This window comes from Chrysosporum bergii ANA360D, assembly GCF_029891735.1.
Lineage (GTDB): Bacteria > Cyanobacteriota > Cyanobacteriia > Cyanobacteriales > Nostocaceae > Umezakia > Umezakia bergii.
The window spans coordinates 96940-121112 of sequence record NZ_JANQDH010000090.1 but is presented as its reverse complement, the minus strand read 5'-3'; the positions used below and the strand labels follow the sequence as shown (position 1 = coordinate 121112).

Annotated in this window: 17 protein-coding genes and 1 tRNA gene; 12 read left to right on the top strand and 6 right to left on the bottom strand. The window is 42.4% G+C overall.

From position 1 onward, the window contains the following. Positions 1 to 42: 42 nt before the first annotated feature. The gene (locus tag NWP17_RS13655; protein WP_280655437.1) at positions 43 to 954 is read right to left on the bottom strand and encodes a Ycf66 family protein; all 912 of its coding nucleotides are present in this window, start codon (positions 952 to 954) and stop codon (positions 43 to 45) included. A 346-nt stretch (positions 955 to 1300) separates the two neighbouring features. After that, entirely contained in the window at positions 1301 to 1420 is a 120-nt protein-coding gene (gene psbX, locus NWP17_RS13650) for a photosystem II reaction center X protein (protein WP_280655436.1), read from the bottom strand. A gap of 355 nt (positions 1421 to 1775) precedes the next feature. Between psbX and NWP17_RS13645 the strand changes: the two genes are divergently transcribed. Then, complete coding sequence (locus tag NWP17_RS13645; protein ID WP_280655435.1) at positions 1776 to 2069, top strand: YggT family protein; 294 nt, start codon at positions 1776 to 1778, stop codon at positions 2067 to 2069. Positions 2070 to 2182: 113 nt separating this feature from the next. On the opposite strand, the gene accC is transcribed toward NWP17_RS13645, so the two are convergent. After that, on the bottom strand, positions 2183 to 3526 hold the full coding sequence (gene accC, locus NWP17_RS13640; RefSeq protein WP_280655434.1) for an acetyl-CoA carboxylase biotin carboxylase subunit: 1344 nt from the start codon (positions 3524 to 3526) through the stop codon (positions 2183 to 2185). Between the two features lie 360 nt (positions 3527 to 3886). On the opposite strand from accC, the gene NWP17_RS13635 reads away from it, so the two are divergent. The 5 genes from NWP17_RS13635 (at position 3887) to tilS (ending at position 8981) form a co-directional block, all read left to right on the top strand. Then, positions 3887 to 3967: transfer RNA gene (locus NWP17_RS13635), tRNA-Leu, on the top strand. A 126-nt stretch (positions 3968 to 4093) separates the two neighbouring features. Further along, positions 4094 to 4732 (top strand): chorismate lyase, encoded by a 639-nt coding sequence (locus NWP17_RS13630; protein WP_280655433.1) that lies wholly within the window; start codon positions 4094 to 4096, stop codon positions 4730 to 4732. 182 nt (positions 4733 to 4914) lie between these two features. Further along, positions 4915 to 6690, top strand: coding sequence for a DUF3352 domain-containing protein (locus NWP17_RS13625; RefSeq protein WP_280655432.1), 1776 nt, complete (start codon positions 4915 to 4917; stop codon positions 6688 to 6690). 84 nt (positions 6691 to 6774) lie between these two features. Continuing rightward, positions 6775 to 7833: a c-type cytochrome biogenesis protein CcsB gene (ccsB, locus tag NWP17_RS13620; RefSeq protein ID WP_280655431.1), complete on the top strand. Its 1059-nt coding sequence runs from the start codon at positions 6775 to 6777 to the stop codon at positions 7831 to 7833. Between the two features lie 155 nt (positions 7834 to 7988). Continuing rightward, entirely contained in the window at positions 7989 to 8981 is a 993-nt protein-coding gene (gene tilS / locus NWP17_RS13615) for a tRNA lysidine(34) synthetase TilS (protein ID WP_280655430.1), read from the top strand. A gap of 6 nt (positions 8982 to 8987) precedes the next feature. Here the strand turns inward: tilS and hmpF are convergent, their stop codons facing one another. Further along, a complete protein-coding gene (hmpF, locus tag NWP17_RS13610) occupies positions 8988 to 10730 on the bottom strand; it encodes a pilus motility taxis protein HmpF (protein ID WP_280655429.1) in 1743 nt (580 codons plus the stop codon). A gap of 589 nt (positions 10731 to 11319) precedes the next feature. Here hmpF and NWP17_RS13605 point away from each other — a divergent pair. The 5 genes from NWP17_RS13605 to NWP17_RS13585 all read left to right on the top strand — a co-directional run bounded on the left by NWP17_RS13605 (position 11320) and on the right by NWP17_RS13585 (position 20861). Further along, complete coding sequence (locus tag NWP17_RS13605; RefSeq protein WP_280655428.1) at positions 11320 to 12522, top strand: response regulator; 1203 nt, start codon at positions 11320 to 11322, stop codon at positions 12520 to 12522. A gap of 175 nt (positions 12523 to 12697) precedes the next feature. Continuing rightward, complete coding sequence (locus NWP17_RS13600) at positions 12698 to 13063, top strand: response regulator transcription factor (protein WP_280655427.1); 366 nt, start codon at positions 12698 to 12700, stop codon at positions 13061 to 13063. 7 nt (positions 13064 to 13070) lie between these two features. Continuing rightward, complete coding sequence (locus NWP17_RS13595) at positions 13071 to 13601, top strand: chemotaxis protein CheW (protein WP_280655426.1); 531 nt, start codon at positions 13071 to 13073, stop codon at positions 13599 to 13601. Positions 13602 to 13617: 16 nt separating this feature from the next. Next, positions 13618 to 16533 carry a methyl-accepting chemotaxis protein gene (locus NWP17_RS13590; protein ID WP_280655425.1) on the top strand — a complete coding sequence of 972 codons (2916 nt, stop codon included), beginning with the start codon at positions 13618 to 13620 and terminating at the stop codon, positions 16531 to 16533. A gap of 68 nt (positions 16534 to 16601) precedes the next feature. After that, positions 16602 to 20861 (top strand): hybrid sensor histidine kinase/response regulator, encoded by a 4260-nt coding sequence (locus tag NWP17_RS13585; protein ID WP_280655424.1) that lies wholly within the window; start codon positions 16602 to 16604, stop codon positions 20859 to 20861. A 122-nt stretch (positions 20862 to 20983) separates the two neighbouring features. Here NWP17_RS13585 and NWP17_RS13580 read toward each other — a convergent pair whose 3' ends face one another. Both NWP17_RS13580 and NWP17_RS13575 read right to left on the bottom strand, forming a co-directional pair. Then, positions 20984 to 21748 carry a circadian clock KaiB family protein gene (locus tag NWP17_RS13580; protein ID WP_280655423.1) on the bottom strand — a complete coding sequence of 255 codons (765 nt, stop codon included), beginning with the start codon at positions 21746 to 21748 and terminating at the stop codon, positions 20984 to 20986. 47 nt (positions 21749 to 21795) lie between these two features. Then, on the bottom strand, positions 21796 to 23049 hold the full coding sequence (locus NWP17_RS13575) for a type IV pilus twitching motility protein PilT (RefSeq protein ID WP_280655422.1): 1254 nt from the start codon (positions 23047 to 23049) through the stop codon (positions 21796 to 21798). A gap of 511 nt (positions 23050 to 23560) precedes the next feature. Here NWP17_RS13575 and NWP17_RS13570 point away from each other — a divergent pair. After that, a complete protein-coding gene (locus NWP17_RS13570) occupies positions 23561 to 23935 on the top strand; it encodes a hypothetical protein (RefSeq protein ID WP_280655458.1) in 375 nt (124 codons plus the stop codon). The last annotated feature ends 238 nt before the right edge of the window (positions 23936 to 24173 follow it).

The window sequence follows — 24173 nt, the reverse complement described above, 5'->3', positions numbered from 1 at the left end:
ATCTAGGCGTAACTCTTTTCACCTCAATTGTTTTCCATCGCCTCAAATCATACCATCATCAAAGTCAGAGGAATTATCCGGCCTCTGATTGGGCTTATCAATTGGGTTATATGGCACATATTCAGTTGGTATGACATCATCATCCTCACCTAGTCTTGGGGAAGCCGAGTCAGCAGGTGGGCGGCGCTTTCTGGGTCGAGAAGAGATATCCTGGTCACGAGTATCTGGGCGTGGTGGTCTATTTGTGCCACGAGGGGAAGATTTTCTCACTTCTCCACTAGGACCCCCCCGATCATCAACTTCCCTAGGAGAAGAACTCCAATCTTCCGGTTTAAAACCTTCAGGACTGCGACCTACAGAAGGACCAGAACTGGGACGACGCTTTCTTTCTTTGGTTTCTGGTCTCACCTTACTGCTGCGGCGTTCTGGGCGGCGCGGTGGTTCATCCTCATAGTAGTCATCATAAGCAGAACGAGTATCCCTAGTACCGCGAATCCGAGGACGGACGGGCGGTTCTTCTTCCTCATAAGGCAGTGGTTCTAAATCCCCCTCCACTTCAGCCTCATATCCTCCCCTGCGATTGTAAGAATAATTTCTGCTCACTTCTCGCTCTTCATCCACAATGGGAGTGTTGCGTTTAGCTTGTTGAGTAGCTATACCTCGCAAGCGGATACTTTCCACGGCAAAAAACACAGCCGATCCAACCAAAAGCAGTTGATTAAATTGCAAAATTGGGTCTAACCGCCATCCTTGGAAAATGAGAATAAAGCCGCAGAGTAAACCCACTGCCGCAAAAAATATATCCTGATCTCGTGACAGTTCTGGACGCACAGTGCGGAGAAAATACAGCGCTGCCCCAGACACAGCCAGGAAAATCCCTAAAATACTGGCTGAGTTAGTCCCAAAATTGACCTGAGCCAGAACGCTGGCTGAGTTCAGCCCAAAATTTATCATTGTTCCTTTCCAAATATCAAATCTATGTTAACGGGTCACAATTAAAATCACTACTTTAATTAGACACAATATGCACAATATAATACTCAAATTATTTAAACTGCACATCCAGCTAAAAAAGCCGATGTCTGTCAGCTAAGTATACCTTGTCCTTACGGAGAGTAATTTCTGCTTTTGATGCCATTAGGTAAGCTGGTTCATATTAACTAGCATAGTTCAGGTGGGCAAAATGCCCCCCGAAAACACCTTGACAAAATTCTAAAGCTATGAGAAATCAATCATTTTTAGCTGAAATAGCTGACAGGTCATCGGTAGTAGATCAGAGTCAAACCGACTCTCTCCAGCCTTAGTAACGCTGAATTTTATCTTTTTGGCTAATGAAAATCAGGGCAATTGTAGCGGGAATGACTACAATCACAGTACCCCAAGCCAGACTCCAAAGAAAATTTGCTAATGAAGGCGTCATTGTTCTAAACCTTTTTTTACACACTTCATCATAATTCTAATATGCTCTCTGAGGGAACAGGGAATAGAGAAATGTAGAGACGTTCTCATCTTAAAACTCAACGTCCCTCTAGAAAATTGTGTAAAGTACGTTGGAAGGTTGAGGAGTTTCAATTTATCCTTGGGTTTTTGTCTAAATGTCCAGACCTTCCCATGTTTCTCGTTTAGTTTTTGCACAGACCACCAGATTTCTTTAGGCACTGGCGAAGCCAGTTGCCTGAGTCCTGTTAAATTAAAGAAAGAATACTTAACAAAGCTGCCAAATTGCAGGCTTTTCCCTAAATTGTTTCTTAGTCCACAAATAATAGCTTAAACCGATGACTGGCGTTAACCTGACCGTTTGGATTCTCGGACCTGTGTTGGGAGTGATGATATTTTTATTTATTTTCCGCATCATTCTCACCTGGTATCCGCAAGTAAACCTGAATCGTTTACCCTTTAATCTCATAGCCTGGCCAACTGAACCCTTTTTAGTGCCATTGCGAAAATTAGTACCACCCATAGGGGGAGTAGATATTACCCCTATTCTCTGGGTAGGAATTTTCAGCCTCATTAGGGAGATTCTTCTCGGTCAGCAAGGACTACTCACCATGATGACTCGTTTGCATTAGAGATTATAGGACTTAATGTGTCTGGGAGCAAGCCACCTAAACTATTAGACAGAGGAACGTGATGCTAGGTTCAAAAAACGTACCACCACTTCTTACTCCCCATTACCCCATTCCTAAAGATTCATCTTCTGGACAAAATTGGTGTAGACATGACCCCGCAAAAATTCTGGGTTTTCCATAATTTTTTGATGAAATCCAATAGTAGTAGGAAGTCCGGTAATGGCGCACTCTCGCAGTGCGCGTTTCATCCGGTTAATTGCAGTAGCCCGGTCTGGTCCCCAAACAATTAATTTGCCAATCAGAGAATCATAATAGGGCGGGATTTGGTAATCCGTGTAAACATGGGAATCAATACGCACACCAGGACCACCGGGGGGAAGATAGCCACTAATACGTCCGGGAGAGGGGCGAAATTCATGTTCCGGGTCTTCAGCATTAATCCGGCATTCAATGGAGTGACCCCGCAAAATTACTTGGTCTTGGGTCAACCGTAGTCTTTTCCCTTGGGCAATGCGGATTTGTTCAACCACTAGGTCTACTCCTGTGATCATCTCCGTGACGGGATGCTCAACTTGAATCCTCGTGTTCATTTCCATGAAATAGAACTTACCAGACTTATCTAAAAGAAACTCAACCGTACCCGCTCCTGTAAAGTTGATAAACTGAGCTGCTCGAACGGCAGCCTGTCCCATTTTTTCTCTTAGTTCTGGGTCTAATGCCGGACTGGGAGCCTCTTCTAATAACTTTTGATTGCGGCGCTGAATTGAACAATCCCGTTCACCCAAGTGGATAACGTTACCGTAATTATCTGCCAAAATCTGAAATTCAATGTGGCGGGGACATTCAATAAATTTTTCCACATAAACGCCGGGATTGCCAAAGGCTGCTCCGGCCTCTCCTTGAGCAGCTAAGAAAAGTTTGACAAATTCACTTTCAGAACGCACTAAACGCATTCCTCTACCCCCACCTCCAGCAGTAGCTTTAATCATTACCGGATACTCCATCTCTTTGGCAATGAGCAATCCTTCCTGTTCAGACTCTACCAACCCATCACTACCAGGCACAGTTGGTACTAAAGCTTTTTGCATAGTTTCTTTAGCTGTGGATTTATCCCCCATCAACCTGATGGCTTCGGGAGTGGGGCCAATAAAGGCAATGTCATGATCAGCACAGATTTCTGCGAATCTGGCATTTTCAGCTAAAAATCCATAACCAGGATGAATGGCCGTGGCATTACGGGTGAGGGCAGCAGCAATAATATTAGGAATATTCAAGTAACTTTTACTGCTGGCAGCCTCGCCAATACAAACGGCTTCATCAGCCAGTTGGACATGGAGAGCATTTCGGTCAACGGTAGAGTGAACCGCAACTGTGGCGATTCCCATTTCTTCACAGGCTCGGAGAATACGAAGGGCGATTTCTCCGCGATTGGCAATTAATATTTTGTCAAACTTCATGTTTTAGCTTCGATATTAGTACCAGTAGATTGTTATCGTCTCCCATCCCATTTACCACCATGCTTTCGCTTGATCTGAAATTATGACAGGAGTGTTTCTAGCTTTATCCTGAGCAGAGTTTAGAGATGATTTGGTAGCCTGCCTTGAGGCATCTTAACTAGAGTAACAATATTGCATCTTCTAGTCTGGACTCACTTTACCCAACTAGCCATCAGGGCAGTTTGCATCTCACCTGTAAAGCCATTATATTTTTGTCAGCCATATGTCGTCCCTCCCAGGACTGGTATTTACTTCCATTTAAATTTAAATATTTTCTTACCATCTTGATTTTTTTGTGCTATGCTTTATTTCTGGACAAACGCGGATGTGGCGGAATTGGTATACGCGCACGCTTGAGGTGCGTGTGGCTTTGCCTTGCGAGTTCGAGTCTCGCCATCCGCATGATTAACAAGAAAAGCGCTGCTATGGCAGCGCCTTTTCATTATTTATATTTCTCATTTTCAACTTAACCCCCCCTGCCAAAATTTTTGTGCTTTTATATAAGTAGGTGAACTTTTGTAAAGAACATTGACTGCAACTTTTACCAGCACAAACAACTCAACATTGCCAACAACATGGCATTACCTCACCCCGATTTGGCAAGGGGGTGAGGAAGTTATTCAAACAAGTTTGCCTCACTCACAGTTAGCACCAGCGTGGCAACTGTTACTTCTGGGTGACGGCTCCCCCACAAGACATTTACAATTACTCACGGGTGAACCCACAGAAGTGGATGTCATGGATATGTCATTGATTGGCATGGACTTAGATAATGCTCCCGATTTAATTCAAGCTGTACCAGGACCGCGACTGCGGCGACAGGTGTGGCTACGTACTGCTTCTGGGCAACGATTAGGCTATGCCACCTCATGGTGGGAAGCTAGTCATGTAGATGAATTTTTACAAAATCGCTCTCTACCAATTTGGGCGAGTTTAGCTCGCATTCGTACCGAATTATATCGGGATATTCAAGGAATTTACTACGGCTACTCAGCAGCACTAGAATCAGGTTTTCAGGTAGTTGGCCCTTTTTGGGGTCGTCATTACTTGTTTTGGCATCATGGAAGACCTCTAACCTTAATATATGAAGTTTTTTCCCCTTATCTAACCAAATATTTGGGAAGCTCAAAACTGATTTCCCAAAATGGGAAAGATCCAGCTACTTAGCCTAATTCCAGAAAATCAGAAATTAAAGTTTTCTACAGGGTGCAACTCAGGATACCCATAACTTGCAGGTTTTGCGAGTTGGTTATACCCTCGAATTGTTGGGCATAGAGGAATTTATCCAAGAGAAACTATCCCAGAAAACTTGTCTTCTCAATTCAACTAATGATGAGGTAAAGGTTTCCATGACCCTGCCTATTGTGTCTGTTCTCAAAAACAAAATCAAGAAACACCCTCTGCTGCTAACACTATTGGCCGCTGGATTATTGATTGCTGGGGGAAGTGCTACATACTGGACTTTAACCCAACGTCAAACCCCCTCTCAAGGCTTGCCAGTGGGTGCTAATATTATTCCTCAAGATGCACTGTTTACCCTCTCTTTAACCACAGATGCCCAAGAATGGCAAAAACTACAGAAGTTGGGAACAAAACAAACCCAAGCAGCAATAAATAAAAATTTAGTTCAGTTGCGCGATCGCTTACTAAATAGTAATGGTTATGACTTTGAGAAAGACATCGCCCCTTGGGTAGGAAATCAAGTCACCCTAGCAATTTTGTCTCCATCAACCACTCAACCTGCACTCAAACCAGCAGAAAAGAACAAAGATGCTACCAGCCCTCAACAGTCCATGGTGATGGTATTACCAGTGAACAACCCAGCAGCAGCTAAAAACATCTTCACAGCACCCAAAACCCTCAAACCAGGGAAATGGAGCGATCGCACTTACCAGGGAATTACCATTAAACAAATTGATAGTCCATCGGGGGAAAAGCTGTCAGCCGCATTATTAGATCAACAGTTTCTAGTGATTACCGATCATCCCCAAGCCACAGAACGAGCAATTGATACATATCAAGGTAAAACATCTTTGGCAACTGTGGCAGGTTTTGGCGAGCATTTCCGAAAAATATTCAACCCTCGCTCCTTTGCTCAGTTTTATGTCAATGTACCAATAGCCGCCAAATTAGCAGCTGCTGCTCCCAACCGTGCTTTACCCGATCAGGTTTTAGCTCAACTGCAAAACAATCAAGGTTTAGCAGGGTCTATCACCTTGGAACCTGAAGGAATACGCTTAACCGGCATTTCTTGGCGTAATTCTCATAGTCAGCGTCTCTTGAAAGTGGAAAACAAAGCCGGGACAATGCAAAACCGCGTACCGGCGGACACCTTAATGATGCTGTCTGGCGGAAACTTAAAACAGTGGTGGGAAGACTATGTTTCCACATCACAAAAAAATCCCCTCTCCCCCATATCACCAGAACAGTTGCGAGGTGGGGTTAAGTCCCTGACTGAATTAGATTTAGATCGAGACTTTCTCAGTTGGATGCAAGGTGAATTTTCTGTCTCAGTGATTCCCAACACTGGGAATAATGATTCTGCCCAGGATTTTCGGGCCGGTTTGTTATTCCTGGTACAAGCCAAGGACTCATCCAACGGTAAAAGCCTACGTAGAAAAGCTGAAGCATCTTTGAAAAAGCTGGATGAGGTAATGAAAAACCAATACCAGTTTCAAATCCAACCCAGTAGGGTGGCTGGTCAACAGGTTGTTAACTGGATGACCCCCTTTAACACTTTAACCGCTAGCCGTGGTTGGTTAGATGATGATATTGCTTTTTTAGTAGTGGGGGCTCCCATCACAGATAAAATTCTCCCGAAACCTGATCAAACACTAGCTAGTACCTTGCCATTTCAACAAACCGTTCCCACAGAACCCAATCCCAGCAATGGGCAGTTTTTCTTAGACATGGAAACGGCTGTCAAAAACTTTACACTTAGTAGTTTATTTCCTAACCAACAAACTTTTCTAGATGCAACACGCTCCATCGGGGTAACGTCTGCTGTCAGCGATAATCGCAGTACTCGCTACAACATTTTTATAGTCCTCAAAAAAAGTAATAGTTCAGCAGTTGCACCTTTTCCTCCCTTGAGTGCTGAGTCAGTAATGCAGAAACTAAATTAAGAGCGTGTCTGATCAGTCTCTAAACAGATAGGATCAGAAGAGTCAGCATCGTTATTTTAATCAATCAATGGGAGAGAAAAGTTTATGAATCTGGTTGCACTCCAGAACTGGTTAGACAATGCCAGTTTTGCTGTACTATTTCTGACAATGCTGGTGTATTGGGGAGGAGCAGCTTTTCCCCATCTCCCTACCCTTGCTACTTTGGGTACTGGGGGAATGGCCATTGCTAACTTGTGCATAGCTACACTTTTAGGGGCGCGATGGATAGAAGCTGGCTATTTTCCCCTCAGTAATCTCTATGAATCTTTATTCTTCTTAGTTTGGGGTATTACCGCAGTACACCTATTTGCTGAGAACACTAGCCGGAGCCGACTAGTAGGAGTTGTTACCGCACCTGTAGCCATGGGTATAACTGCCTTTGCCGCCCTCACCCTACCCTCAGAAATGCAATCAGCAGAACCATTAGTACCCGCACTCAAGTCTAATTGGCTGATGATGCACGTCAGTGTAATGATGTTAAGTTATGCAGCTTTGATGGTGGGTTCACTGCTGGCCATCGCTTTTCTGATTGTTACTCGCGGTCAAGATATTCAACTACAGGGCAGTTCTGTGGGTAATGGCGGTTATCGTAGCAACGGCTACCGCCTGCACAAAGGAGAAAAATTAATTTCTCAGACTGCAACACCGCCAATGGAAAACAATGGTTTTTCTTCCTGGGAAACTAATCACAATGGCAAAGGTAATACTGCTGTTTTAAATCTAGTCACCACTGGTCAATCTTCCACAATAGTACCAGCCAATGAACCACTGTCACCACAGCGCCTGAGCTTGGCGGAAACCTTAGATAATATCAGCTATCGCATTATTGGATTAGGATTTCCCCTGATTACCATTGGCATTATTGCCGGTGCAGTGTGGGCTAACGAAGCCTGGGGTTCTTACTGGAGTTGGGACCCTAAAGAAACTTGGGCGTTAATTACTTGGTTAGTTTTCGCAGCCTACCTCCATGCCCGAATTACTCGCGGTTGGCAAGGTCGTCGTCCCGCAATTTTAGCTGCTAGTGGATTTGTGGTGGTGTGGATTTGCTATTTGGGTGTGAATCTTTTAGGTAAAGGTTTGCATTCCTATGGTTGGTTTTTATAAAATCCCACCCCTGGTATTTCCTCAATTCACCCTTAGCCTGTCTAGAGGAGAAGTATACCCGGAGAAAAGCCCTCCCGGTAACTTCTTTCTGCCACAAGGAGGGGAAAACAACCGATGGAAATTAAATATTATTTTCTGAGAAATAGAATTTGTCAATGGTATGGACTGTCTTACACGCCAAAATACATCGCACTATTCGCTCGCGCCACTTATTTGACCATGATCACAGGCTATTAGTGGCGGTATCTGGGGGTCAAGATTCTCTATGTTTAATTAAATTACTGTTAGACTTACAACCAAAATGGGGATGGTATTTAGGCATTGGCCATTGCGATCATCGCTGGCGTAGCGACTCGGCAGCTAATGCCCGTCATGTGCAACAATTAGCAGAAAGTTGGGGTATATCTTTTTATTTAGAAACAGCAACACAACCATTAAACAGTGAAGCAGCAGCCCGTAATTGGCGGTATCACGCTTTAATTGCCATGGCGCAAGCCAACAATTATCAGTATATCGTCACAGGACATACAGCAAGCGATCGCGCGGAAACTCTGTTGTACAACTTAATCAGGGGTACTGGGGCTGATGGGTTACAAGCACTAACTTGGAAAAGACCAATAACCAGAGATATTTTACTGATCCGCCCTTTATTAGAAATCACTCGTCAACAAACCGGAGAATTTTGTCAAGAGTTTGATCTTTCAGTTTGGGAAGATTCCACCAATCAAGATATAAAATATGCCCGCAACCGCATTCGCCAAGAATTAATCCCATACTTACAAGCCAACTTTAACCCCAAGGTGGAATCAGCCCTGGCTCAAACAGCAGAACTTTTACAAGCCGAAGTGGAATATTTAGAACAAGTAGCCCATCAGTTGAAACAAGAAGCCATAAACTGGGAATTAGAGAATGAGGGAAACTGGGCTAACTTGAGGTTAAATCGTCGGGTATTAAAAAAAGCACCACTGGCGCTGCAACGTCGCGTCATGCGACAGATATTACAACAGATATTAAATGATGCTCCCACTTTTGACCATATTGAAAAATTAACGGACTTAATTACAGCACCCAACCGTTCACAAACCGATCCATTTCCAGGGGGTATCATCGCCCAAGTCCATGGCGATGAGATATGGCTGACAAACTAGTCACTCTCACTGAGATATAAAACCATGGATAATGTGACGCATTTCATTAATAGTTTGGAGTTGCTGATCATGAGTTTCTTCAACTTGAGCCAAAGATTCGGCAATTCTTTGTATTGTATGCCGTAATTCATTTATACTATCCTGAATTGGTTGTAATACCTCTTGATAAAGACTTATACGACCCCAATATTCAGCAGTTGCTGTTCGTAAGGATAGCAAGTTAGTTTCTATGTCCTCACATTCTTGCTGCTTTTCATCTTGTTCTTGGCTTTGATTATTAATGATTCCTTGTTCCATCTCAATACCAGCAAGCATTTGGGAAATTTCAGCTTCTAACTTTTCTATTTCTTGGGAATGTTGTTGTCGCTGAGTTTTCATCTGTAACAAAATCGGTTCAAAATCAATTTTGTGAGTTTCTTCTATATTAGTAACAGGGTGTCCTTGTCTCCGTAGGAGTATATTTTCATGCTGCTTAATTAACTTTTCCCGTTCTAGCAAATTGCGGCGTTGTCCCACCAAAGTTTCATTTAACATTTGGTAAAGGTCTTGTTCATCCGCCAGTTCCATTTGCAAATTATTTTTTTCATAGTCCGGTGCTGCGTTGATTTGATTTTGCAGTTTTTCTATAGTTTCTTGTTTATATTTTAGTTCTTGCTCCTGATCCTGGACAAAGCTAGAATCTGTTTCCAACTTATGCCTCAAATCTTGTATTACTTTTTGTAGTTCTTCTAAAGACATCTTTTCTAAAGCTTGAAAATCAACTTGCTGCCCAAGTACGACATCACCAGAAGTTGCAGCTAAAGAACGAATTTTTTGGTGTAACATCTCTTGATGTTGCAATTGTTCTATGAAGATTTCCAGATAATCTTGCTTACTGGCAAGAGTAGCGGTTTTTACTTTTAATTGAGCCTTTTGCTGTTCCAACAAATCGCGTCCCTGTTGCCAGGCATTGCGGCGATCGCTTAAAGTTTGGCATAAGCTGTCAATTTCTGCTTGTTGTTGAGTAGCTAAAGTTTTTTGCCGCTCTACTTCTTGCCAATTCGAGTTTAAACCAGCTTGCTGGCTTTCCACCAATTCCAAAGCCAGATTCAAATCTTCCCTAACAATTTCCGTAGGTGCAACTCTATTACACAAGCGGTCAAGTAACTCCCCCATCACCCGACTGTGTTCCTGATCCAAGACCTGACCGGGTAGCGAATCTGCTTGCAACTCTTCTAAGCGGCGTTGCTCACCCCGCAAATGTTCCCAAGCCCCCCGTAGTTCCTGACGGTTACGCTCAATATCCGCCTGTAATTGGCAAATTTGCTCCCATTTAGTCTCAACTTCCTGTTTTTGTAACTCCAAACGTTGGACTTGTTCCTCCATTTGTTGTAACTGTTCTAAACGAGCCTCCATCTCCATTTCACGGCGATTCATCACCTGCGCCTGAAATGTCAGTGACTCTTTCCACTGATCAATTTCCTCTTCCTTGAGCTTAAATTTTTCCAACTGACGGGAAAGATTTTGCAAAATGTTAACCAATGGCCTTCCAGCCTCTTGAATGCGCAGCACTTGGCGATTGGGGTTAAGTTCCACCAGCACCAGTGCGCCATCACTCAACTTACTAGCATCCTCAGCCGCTATTAGTTCTTCCGACACAGTACCCCAATTCTGGTCGGTTCGCTGACAAGCTAGCAGTTTCAGTTCAGTTTTAGCTCCACCACCGAGCAAGCCGCCCTTTTGCCTTTGTACTTCTGCTAAATACAGCACACCGTTTGCCCTCTTGTATACTTCATGGCGATTTTTGGGTATACCCCCGGTTAATTTTGCTAATTTATTTTAATTTTACCTAATCTTAGCAATTGACACTCCTCCGCGTAAACCCACGGTGATTCTACATTCTACGTCAGAATTTGCCCTAGCAGGTTTTCACCAACCAGAATAGAGATTCCAACTCCTATAGCGTTACCAAGAAATAGTTAAAACGACTGAGGCGTTTACGCCTCAACTGGCCTTAATCCCTTGCCTAAAGGACGGTTAAGTTTTTCCGCCACCCTCCAAAACTCAACCTCAAGGGTTCTCAGCCTATTTTCTTATAAAGACAGACAAAACTATTTATAAACGTGATATGGGCCTTGATATTTGTAGCAATAATTGAGTGATACCCTTATATTTTGTGCTGATAGCAGCCATTATGGCTTCAGTGTTATTACTACCTTTTCCCCAAGTGGTTACAAAACTTTATAGTTTGTGATTAGACTTGTTATAAAGGAAATCAAATGTTGATTAGTAATACCTGATTAAACAAGCACAGTTAACAACAAAGTCAATACAATCATTAGGAGAAACTTTAAGCTAAATGCAGGGAAATTTAAATGAAATTGATATTCGCAGCATCCTGCAATTGATTTCGTTAGGACAGCGAACAGGACAACTTTTAGTGGAAGCCTGCTTTCACAATACTGACAGATACACAAATGATCAGACAGCCAGACATAAACAGTTTTGGTTCGTTTTTTTTATCAATGGTCAAATTATCTACTGTCAACAGGGCGAGACTAATTTGTCACGCATTGACGATTACTTACGATATTACCGCATTGAGACGCGACTTGATCAACAGCAACTTGCTTGCTTAGGGTTTCAGAATGTACCAGAATATGGCTATATATGGGCATTGTTAGAACGGAATCTCATTAACCCCAAGGTAGCTCATAGTATTATCCACAGCTTGGTGTATGAGACTCTGTTTGATTTGTTGAGTTTACATCACGGTAGTTTTACATTTCGGCAAGGTACCACCCTCACCCCGCAATTGACCAGCTGGGAAATTCCCCCTTTGATATACAAAGTTACTCAGGCCATACAAGAATGGAAGCAGCTTTATCCACATATTCAGTCTGCCGAACAATTACCCATCCTAGCTGAGTTAGTTCAACTACAATCCTCACTCCCCGCGGCGGCAATCAAAAAATTACAGCGATGGGCAGATGGTAAGACAACCCTGCGTCAACTAGCTCGCCATCTCAACCGAGATATTTTGACCGTTGCCAAGGCAATATATCCATATTTACAACAGGGTTGGCTACAACTAGTCGATTCAGGTAATAATAATTTTACCATACACAGAGAAGATTCCAGAAATGCTCACAAGTATAAAACACGAGTAGTATGTATTGACGACACCAGAACAGTTTGTGAAACTGTAGAGTCTATATTACAACCACAGGGATATGAAGCCATCGGCTTGACCAATCCCTTAGAGTCTATCAGTCTCATTTTTCAACTCCAGCCAAACTTAATCATATGTGACATTGCCATGCCAGAATTAGATGGTTACGAAATTTGCGCCATGTTACGCCACTCCACCGCATTTCAGGATACACCCATTATCATGCTAACTGGTAAAGATCAATTCATAGATCGAGTCAGGGCGACAATGGTGGGAGCAACAGATTATCTCACCAAGCCCTTTGGGGATGCTGAGTTACTCATGCTCATAGAAAAATATATCAACCCACAACCTTATCAGGGAACACCAATACAAAACTACACAGACTAATTTGAGAAAATCTTGGGCAAAACGTGTTATCAAATAATCAATTATCCTCAGCACCAGGTTATTATTATAAATACATCAGTGAAAAGATCAAATTAATTTATACAATTAACTATTTTCGGGGGATTAGGGAATGTTCCAACCAGGAACCTCTACATCAGGAGGCAGATAGGGATTTATGAGTACAGTTTTAATTGTGGAAGACAGTATTGCACAACGGGAGATGATTACAGACCTCCTGAAAGCAAGTGGTTTAATGGTTACCCATGCCAATGACGGAGTAGAGGCATTAGAGGCAATTCAAACTGCCCCTCCGGATTTAGTGGTATTGGATATTGTTATGCCCCGGATGAACGGCTATGAAGTTTGTCGTCGGTTAAAGTCTAACCCGACCACCCAAAATGTACCTGTGGTCATGTGTTCTTCTAAGGGTGAGGAATTTGACCGCTACTGGGGTATGAAGCAAGGTGCAGATGCTTACATAGCCAAACCGTTTCAACCAACCGAATTGGTGGGAACAGTCAAACAACTGCTGCGAGGATGAAAAGAATATGGTGAGCAAACCCAACTTTTTAAGTGGTAGCGGTGAAGATCAGTTTCGTCCGGAATTACAAGTAGAAAGCCCTGAAGGTGAGTTACACTTGCGGTTTTATATCCCCTCCCGTCAGGAATTTGCACTACCGGCCACCGGTATCCGAGAGGTAATGGAGCTAACGCCTGATAGAATTACCCCCATTCCTAATGCTTCTCCTTTACTTTTGGGTACTCTAAATTTACGGGGTCGAGTAATTTGGGTGGCTGACTTGGGTCAATTCCTGGGTGAACCAACCGGGCTAAACACAGATAGATCAGAAATTCCAGTGATTGCTATTGAAGACCAAGATACAATCATGGGTTTAGCCGTGGAAGAAATTGGTGGTATGGACTGGCTGGATATCCAGAATCTAATGCCACCAACTAATTTACCGGACACGATGACTCCGTTTTTACGTGGAGAGTGGTTAATAAATGCTAATAATCAACAGTGCTTAAGACTGATCGATCAAATGGCAATTTTGCAAAGCACAAGATGGGCAGGATGAAATTGGGAGGGAGCAAATGCCAGCTAGTTTAAATGATCATTTAGAGACATATAAGCAGGCTCGTACAGCCTATGCACAACAGAACTACGAAGTAGCAGCCAGGTTAGTGGATCAAGTGGTGCAAAATGTACCAGATGACCCTAACTGCCATTTATTACGGGGTCACGTCTACTATGTGTTGCAGCAGTACCATGTAGCACAAGAAGAGTACAAAAAAGTTTTGCAGTTGTCTGATGACCCAGAAATTATTGGTTTTGCCAATGATGGTTTAAAAAACATCAACCAATACCAAGAACCACAAGAGTCCAATATTGAGCCTGCTCCCGCGGAAGAAAATCAGCAGCAGGAGCAAGGCAATTTTGCAGAAACTGATAATCATCTGCAATCTGTTAACCCAGATTTAGAAAATTTGGCGTTGTTTGACAACTTAGATAACAATAGTTGGGAATTAAGTTCAATTAACGGGCTTGATGAATCTGTAAATATAGATGATCTATCTTTAACTAATCCATTTGAAGTACCCATAGACAGTATTTCCTTGGATGAAAACCCAGATTTCATCAAACCTTCCAGTAAAGATCCTTTTGCTTGGAATCAAACCCAAAGCGAGCAAGAATCTGATGGGAACACAGACAATGGGCAAATTGAATTAGAATTACCCCTGTTCTGGGAAGAAAAAATTGACCCAGCCAGCCCAGATGAGCCAGAAATTGACCATGATGAATCTCAGCAAACCACACTCACTTATAACACTAATCACAATATAGTAAAGCAAGCTATCGCAGAAGTAAATTTTGCCGAGGGTGATAATATTCGGGCATATCAACCCGAACAAGAGCAAAACATGGCAAACTTTGCCGGGGAAGAAAGTAACCAAGAATACAAAGATTTACTGGTAACTGGAGAAAATCCCGAAAATGCTTCTTCACTAACAAATTTGAGTGATAATTCCTCCGGATCTGAATCTAGTAATTGGTCAGATAAAATTAAAGTTCAAGAAAATTTAACAACACCATCGCCAAGCCTAGACAATCTATCCGCACCACAACCCCAGGAAATTCCCAGTGATGAAAATTTAGATATAAATCACTTTGGTAATGATGATGATTTTGATTTGGAGACATTTAAAGCTGCTTTTGGAGATGAAGATACAAACCACAAACCCAATGAAGACAATCATCACACTAATGTGGAGTTTTTAGATGACTTTGACGAATTTGATGATTTAGCCAACATTTCTGGGTTTGACGTAGAAGAAACATCAGCCAGTTTTAATGATGTGAGTATGATTTCCGGTTCCCTCAATTCCAGTGGGCAACTGCAAAGTAGCCATAAATACCACCAAGAAACTAGCGATAGTGAAACTCTGCTTTTCCGCGGACTTACTACGGAGGAAAACAATAGCGAAGATGAACTGTTTTCCATCACCGACTCACAAAATAGCCCTTTTACAGCAACAGATTTATCGGATCTGGAACCCAAAGTAGGCATTGAACAAGGCTGGTTAGCACCCTTAGAAAATGCCCCCCTGGATGTGAAACCCTGGTTCGTGGCTGGTACAGTGGGTATTTTTTCAGCCTTAGTTGTAGCTGCGGTAAGCTTTACAGCTACTAACTTTTCTCCAGCCGAACAACGAGAGTCAGTGCGAAATACAGGCTGGGCAATGTCACTAGCTGCCGGTATTGCTGGGTTCGGTACAGCAGCCTTTATGGGCAGCATAACACTCAAGCAAATTCGCCGCACCACAGAGGATCTGGAAGCTCAGTTTGAAGCAGTCCGTCAAGGTAATTTTAATGTGGAAGCCACTGTTTATTCCCAAGACGAACTGGGGCGCTTGGCCACCGGCTTTAATGAAATGGCTCAAGCAGTTTTAACAACTACCCATCAAGCCCAACGTAAAGCCAACGAACAAGAAGAAGCTAAAGAAAACCTGCAACGCCAAGTAATTCGCCTACTGGACGATGTAGAGGGCGCTGCCAGAGGTGATTTGACAGTCCAAGCCGAAGTAACTGCCGACGTACTAGGCGCAGTTGCCGATGCCTTTAACCTGACAATTCAAAACCTCCGGGACATTGTTCAACAGGTAACAGTGGCGGCAAAAGAGGTAACAAAAGGTGCAACTAATTCAGAAACATTTGCTAGAGCTTTATCTAGTGATGCCTTACGACAAGCAGAAGAGTTAAAAGTCACCTTAAATTCAGTCCAGGTGATGACTGACTGCATAAAAAGAATAGCAGAGGCAGCGCGAGAAGCGGAAATCGTTGCCGGTGATGCCAGTGCCATCGCTGTTAAAGGTGGTGAAGCAGTGGAAAATACCGTAGCAGGAATTTTAGAAATTCGGGAAACTGTAGCGGAAACCACCCGTAAGGTAAAGCGATTAGCTGAATCTTCTCAAGAAATTTCTAAAATTGTGGCGTTAATTTCTCAAATTGCCTCCCGCACCAACTTACTAGCACTTAATGCCAGTATTGAAGCAGCAAGGGCAGGTGAGGCAGGACGCGGTTTTGCTATCGTAGCAGATGAAGTGCGTCAGTTAGCAGATAAATCTGCCAAATCCTTAAAGGAAATTGAACAGATTGTTCTGCAAATCCAAAGCGAAACAGGCTCAGTCATGACCGCCATGGAAGAAGGTACACAACAGGTAATTAAAGGCACAAAATTGGCAGAAGAAGCCAAGCGATCGCTAGATAATATTATTCAAGTAGCGAACCGCATTGACACTCTCGTGCGTTCCATTACCAGTGACACCGTAGAACAAACGGAAACTTCTCGATCCGTAGCCCAGGTAATGCAATCTGTAGAACTTACAGCCCAAGAAACCTCCCAAGAGGCTCAACGGGTCTCAGGAGCTTTACAATTTTTAGTGGGTGTTTCCCGCGACTTGATCTCCTCCGTTGAGCGTTTCCGCGTGGAAACACCAGAATCTAAGTAATTAATTAGTCATTAACCAATGACCAAAGACCCAAGACCACTCAGAACTCAGCACTTAGAATTTGTATTATGCTGCAGGAACAACAACAGCGGATTTTAGGTTACTTCATAGAAGAAGCCAGAGACCATCTGAATACGATTGAGCAAGGCTTACTGAACCTCGAAAGTACCTTGAAAGACCCGGAAATGATCAACGAAGTTTTCCGGGCTGCTCATTCCATCAAAGGAGGTGCAGCTATGCTGGGGCTGGATAGCATTCAGCGTACCTCCCACCGTCTGGAAGATTGTTTTAAAGTTCTTAAAGAAAATCCGGTTCAGGTTGACCAACAATTAGAATCTTTATTTCTTGGTGTATCTGATACCCTCAAGGTCTTATTAGAACATTTGAGTGGTCCTTTAGGTCTATCACAAGAGGCTGCTAATACTCTGATGTTAGAAACTGAGCCAGTCTTTAAATGGTTAAATGAGCATCTGGAACTGCTGGTAGAACAAAACAGAAGTGGGGTAGCAACAAGAAATACAACAACACAAGCAGAATTAAATGAGCAGGATACTTTCAGCACACTAACTGAACTGTTCCTGCGGACAGATATTTCCCACTGGGAACAAGAAAAGGAAAATACATCAGTAAAACTCACAGAAAATTCCCTACCTGCGCTGACTCATCAAAATTGGGATGAATTTAAAACCGATGTTTTACAAACACTGCGGGAAATGTTGCAACTGTTTAAAACAAATACAACACCCGAATCTCGGCAAAATCTTCAGCAATGTTGTCAAAAGTTAGTCAAACTCGGACAAAAGCGGAATTTGCCACATTGGTGTAAATTATGTCAAGCAGCAGCAAATGCCATCAGTAATCCGGAAAATAATTATCTCAGCCTGGCTAAAATTGTCATTACTGAAATTAAACAAGCTCAAGAATTAGTTATTCAAGGACAAGAAACCAGCATAGGCATTAGTCAGCAATTAGCAGGATTTTTACCCGCGGACTACTTGTATCCTCTGACAGCAGATGAGGAATTACCTTCCACCACAGATAATTTTGCAAGTCAAACCGATATACAGCCAATAGACAGTATAACCAGCTTAAGTCAACTCTCAGACCAACTTCACCCCACGGAGGATACTTCAGCTTTTGGGGAAATATTCTCCCTGGGTCAGGAAGAAGAGGTAGATATTAGTAATAATGATTTATACTCAAATACCCCATTAGTAGGATTGTCTGAATTGAATACTCTGGCAGATTTATTTGCAGATGAAATGCCAGAATTAGATCAACATTGGGAACAACAGGAAGTTTTAAATGTTAGCGCCGCTAGTGAATTAGAAATAAATGTTAGTAAGCCTAATGTTGACGATATTGATAGCGATTTTGATGATTTATTATCAGCAACAAGTAATGCAAATAGTCGAGATATTCCCCTAGATAACTACAGAGAAGCCCAAGCTAGTACACTAGAGTCACAGTCTTTGAGTTTAGATGATTTGTTTGATGATTTTGCTGACCTTGAAGAGCAACCACATTTGTCTAACCATGATTCAGAAATAAGTGATTTATTTGATATAACTCCTACACAAATAATAGAGTTTACGCAGGCAGAAGAGGACTTTTGGAACCAGGAAAGCATAACAGCAGAACAAGGGGAAGTTGTTCCCGTAGTTGATCAAGATGTAGCAAAAGCCTTAGAGGAAAGTTTGTTGGCTTCCGTAGGTGGTGACGCTTGTAGCAACATTGAAGAGTATATACCCACTCTGACAACAAGTGTTAATAGAGAAAATGACGATGCGGATGATTTATTTGCAGATTTAGCAGCATCTAATTTTCTACTTTCTATCGATGACAATGATGAAAACCTGACTCTACAGAAAATGAGTAGCTTTTCCCAAGAGCCAGAAACTTTAGATGTAACACCAGAATTTACAAAAGAGTCATCAAAAACAGATAGTCTGGACCAAAATTCCCCAATCATATTAAATGAGGACATAACCTCTAGAGATAATTTAACTTATCTTCAAAGTCATGAAGATGATCAATTATTGGTTTTAGACACTGATACTTCTACCCTAGATGAATTTGCTGAGTTAGAAGCTATATTAGACAGGCAAATAGTAGTAGGTTCTGATGCCAGTTCCCTCCCAGAAGATGATTTTGCTGAACTGGAGGCTTTGCTAAATAGAACCGGACTGAACCAACTAACTCAACCATCCTACGCACCAGAATTTGAATCAATTATTAACCAAACTGCCGACTATACCATCACATCATCGGATGTGGATGATGAATTTAGCGATTTAGAGAAACTACTGGCACAAGCAGATAAAACTATATCCCAGTCATCACCAACCCAACCAAGAGCAAACACCAGCAAAATCTCCCCTAGTTCAGATCGTTATACTGCTAGATTTGAGGAAACAATGAAAGTCCCAGTTAAGCAACTGGACGAGATGAGCAATTTAGTTGGGGAGTTGGTGGTCAACCGGAACACCTTGGAACAGGATTATGAACGGCTACGGCAATCTTTAGATAACTTGCTGATTCAAGTCCAACATCTGTCCGACGTGGGAGCAAGGATGCAAGAATTGTATGAGCGATCGCTATTGGAAGCTTCTCTCTTAGCTAGTCGCAAAACCAAAGAACCTCAAGGACATCTAACAACTGACCAGAATAATGATGATTCCCATACAGACAGGGGATTTAGTGAGTTAGAAATGGATCGCTTCACTCCTTTTCACACCTTATCCCAAGAAATGATTGAATTTATTGTCCGGGTGCGCGAGTCAGCGAGTGATATTGATTTCGTCACAGAAGAAACAGAAACAGTAGCGCGACAGTTCCGCCAAGTGACAAACCAGCTGCAAGAAGGGCTAACAAGAGCGCGAATGGTTCCTTTTTCCCAAACTATTGATCGCTTGCGGCGAGGAGTGCGGGACAATGCCATCAAGTATGGTAAACAAGTAGAGTTGGTGATTTCAGGTGGAGATGTCTTGATTGACAAGATGATTTTAGATCATCTCACCGACCCATTTACCCATATGCTCAATAATGCCATCGCTCACGGTATTGAAACCCCAGAGATCAGGGAGAAACGCGGTAAACCCAGGGTGGGAAAAATTACGATTCGCGCCTTCCACCAAGGTAATCAAACGGTCATTTCTGTCGGTGATGACGGTGCTGGTATCGATCCAGAAAGAATCAAGGCAAAAGCGATGCAAATGGGGATGATTACACCAGCTCAGGCAAAATCCATTTCCCACAAGGAAATCTATGACCTGCTGTTCCGTCCTGGTTTTAGTATCAAAGACAAAGCAGATGAAATCGCCGGGCGTGGTGTCGGAATGGATATAGTCCGCTCCGCAATTAGCGAAATTCGCGGTACAGTCAGCACAGACTCTGCTGTACGTAAGGGAACTACTTTTACCATTCGTTTACCGTTGACTTTGAGTATTTGTAAAGCCTTATGCTGTGTTTCTGATAAAGGGCGGATTGCTTTCCCTATGGACGGGGTGGAAGATACTTTAGATATACCAGTAACTAGTATTCAGTATAACCAGGATGGACAATCATATATTTCTTGGCGTGATACAGTACTGCCTTTGCGACCTTTGAGAGAACTTTTAACTCTCAATCGCCAACTGAGTCGCGGTAATGTTTATGGTGGCAACCGAGATGATGATATGATTTCGGTGGTGGTAGTGCGATCCGGGAATACTTTAATTGGCCTTCAAATTGACATGGTGCTGAGTGAACAAGAAATTGTCATCAAGCAATTTGAACCACCCGCACCTAAACCCATTGGTGTTGCTGGTGCTACCATCTTGGGTGACGGTCATATTATGCCCATTGCTGATGTACTAGAAATTATTGACATCTTCCACGGACGGATTTCTAAACAGAATAGCAGTAATCTTTGGCTGCAACCAGAAACGGTAGAAAAAGTTGATCCTACAGTCCTAATTGTGGATGATTCCATTACAGTGAGGGAATTACTCTCACTGACATTTAATAAAGCTGGTTATCGAGTTGAACAAGCCCGCGACGGACAGGAAGCCTGGGAAAAACTGCGTTCTGGTTTACCTTGCGATATCGTATTTTGTGACATTGAAATGCCCCGTTGCGATGGACTGGAATTACTCTCCCGCATCCAAAAAGATGCTAACCTCAACCACCTTCCCATTGCCATGCTCACTTCCAGGGGTGCAGACAAACACAGACAAATGGCAATTCAACTCGGTGCTAGTGGTTACTTTACCAAGCCTTATCTGGAAGAAGTATTACTGGAAGCAGCAGTACGGATGCTGACAGGAGAAAAATTAGTTAGTTCTTAAACTGACAATACTCGACTGATCTTTTTTTACCATTTACTTGAGTAGGATGGATTCATAGCTCTTGTAACCCTGTCATACTTAAGTGTTTTTTCTACTGACAGGATACCGTTACCTAAGCTCTCTTACTTCTCAGACATCCTCTTAGCCCCTAACATTTGTAAAAGTTTATCTACATTATCTATATCGCCGACAATGCGCCGAATTGGTTGCGGCCAAACCTTAACAAGTGTGGGAGTTGCAGAAACTTGGTCAATTTCTGCTAGTTCGGGATTAGTTAAAACATCAATAACTTTCATAGTATAAGGATACCCCAGCGATCGCTCTAAAAGTTGGTGCAGATTCTCCAGGATCCGTTGAGTATTCATACTATGTCCAGCAACAAACAGGCGCAAAACATAGCATTCTGTGTTTAACTGTGACTTTTGTCCAGATATTACTTGTGGATGATGTTTAGGTTTGCTTTGCCATTGGTCTAAATTGACAATTAAATCATGGTCTTCCCACAGTTGGGGAAACGCAGCGCGATAGGTACTTAATACCATGCGATCGCACAACCCCTCTTGCCAAGGTGCTGTTTGCCAAACTACCTGAGTCCCAAAAATGGCATTAAGTATAGCCTGTTGTCGAATTACAGCTGGATAGGCTTCCGCAAAGGTTCGCACTTGGTGGCTATGTGGATCTAACCAGTGGTCAATGGTAGCAGTATAACAAGGAACTAAAAAGTGTGGTGCTTCTGGTAAATCTAAGATTTCCTGCAAAGCAGCACACAAATCTAAATGCCATCGACCCTGCTTGTTAGGGTCGATGCAGTAAATTAAATCTCCTCCTGGTGTAAAAAGAGCAACACCTTTGCACAACTGGGGTTGAGATAGTTTATCTGTGATCAATTGAGTTACAGGGGTAAAAAAACAATTTTTTTTACCCTATATTCTAACTAAACTCGTCCCCTGAGAAATTGTGCCATTTCGTTAGGAGTTGGTGACATTTCTAAAGCCGTTTCTTCGGTGATGCGACCTTCTTGGTAAAGATTGTACAAGGATTGATTCATGGTAATCATGCCGTCAAAACTGGCTTGCTTCATCAACTCAGTAATTTCATCATACTTACCATCTTTGATCCATTCTTTGATGGCCTCAGTATTAATCAAAATATCGTGGAATGCCGCCCGCTTTCCATCACTTGTGCGGCATAAACCTTGAGCAATTACCGCCACTAAAGACTCGGAAATTGCCACCCGCATTGCATCTTGTTCTTCACCAGAGTAAAGATTGAGAATCCGCTCAATGGTTTTCACCGCACTATTAGTATGTAGGGTTCCCATGACCAAGTGACCAGTTTGAGCGGCTTTCAGAGCAGTATTAACGGTTTCTTTATCACGCATTTCCCCCACTAGAATCAAATCTGGATCTTCCCGTAAAGCCGCCTTTAAAGCGTTATCAAATTTGCGGGTGTGCATTCCTACTTCCCGTTGCTTAACCAAAGATTTACGGCTTTGGTGGACAAACTCAATAGGGTCTTCAATAGTGATGATGTGTTTCGCCATCTCTCTATTGATATAGTCAATCATGGCGGCCATTGTGGTGGATTTACCAGAACCCGTTGGCCCAGTAACTAAAATTAATCCTTTGTGGTGATGGCAAATCTCCCGAAAAACTGTCGGTAATCTCAACTGCTCCATAGACAAGATTTTCAGGGGAATTAACCGCAGTACCATGGCAGAGCCTTTGAGAGAGTCAAAAACATTAATCCGCACCCTGGCAAAATCGTACTGAGTTGCGCCATCAAATTCCAGATGGTCTTGAAAACGCTGAATTTCTGACTCTGTTAATATCTCCCGCAACCAACTCATAAAGGTTTCTGAGTCTGTTTCTAGATAATCTGTGGGTTGAATTTCCCCACGGTTGCGGAAACGGGGGACTTCACCCACTCCCAAATGAATATCAGAATATCCTGAATCAAAAGCTTCCTTGATAATCTGCTCCAAAGTGATTTTAGGAACAGTTGCAGAACTAGGCATGGGTGGGGGACTACTCTGACGTTGGCTGGAATTTTGATGGGCTGACATCTCCAACTTTTGTTTAGAGTCCGGTGGCTTGACTAACGGTGGTGGAGGTGGTGGTACTGGCGGGACATCCAGGCGGGGAACAGGATTTGGATTGGGATGGGACGAAGCCCTTGATTCTGTCATATAAATTTACAATCTCCAATTGAACAGTTGAAAAGCTAATCTGAGTCCTATTGACGGTTGCAATACAGGTTTATTCATTTATTACACTTACATCCCCTCAATACCTACAGTAAATATAACTATATATTTCAGGTAAATGAACATTATTACTGTCCAGGATCAAGATAAATAAATTTTCACTCTTTTCTCAGAAATATGAGAACCGAAGAAACTTGTTATAAGAAATGTTAAGCATAACTGAGTTACAAGCTAAGAAATCCCCTGTGATGGCAAAGCCCTATTAATCTGTATTCCTGAAGATAGATGCCATAAACCATCTTGCCAATTAACTGTCAAGTTCAACTTACATCCATAATTATTAAAAATTAATTGTAAAGTTTAGTAAAAAAATGCTCATTTTATGAAAAACATTCTATATACTGAAATCTCATCAAACAATTCAGTCAACGCCCTGACGGGACGATATATGACTGAAATAACAACCTTATTGTATATTTTGGGGAGGAAAGTCATGGTGTCGGCTCAAACCTCTAATTTAGGAAAGACCTACTACCTAATGACGGTTAAAAGTTTTTTGATTTGGACTTTTACATTGGCAGTATGCTTGTTGGTTGTCGGTTTTCCATTGGTCTTTTTGATGGCCACTGTAGGATGCTTGTTGTCAATTGTGTTACAATCTGTAATGCCTGCCAGTGCTGTTTTGCTGGTATCAGGCGGTTTAATCTTGTTTAATGTCATGGCAGTAATTATCGCTGCGGGGGTATTGACTTTGAAGGGTGTACACCCAAACGAGGTTAAATGGTTGAACTGGTTACATGGAGAAGTTGAACAAACCCAGACTACTACATATGCAGCTTGTCCTTTAACTTGCGAGATCAAGTCATAGTTAATCCTGGGCAATTCGACAAACAGAGCATCTGCCCGGTTAATCCGGGTTTTTTCATAGTTAATTTTTGCTATTGTAAGCAGGGAGAATCTAATTCTTCTTGCTTCGGTTTTCAGAATTAAACCTATTGTATATTATAGCATTTCTTAAATACGTGAGATACAAATGTAAATGATCCTCTTGTCACACAAGCATCCTGCTTGTTAATCATGTACCTCACTAACCAGCGAAAACCGCT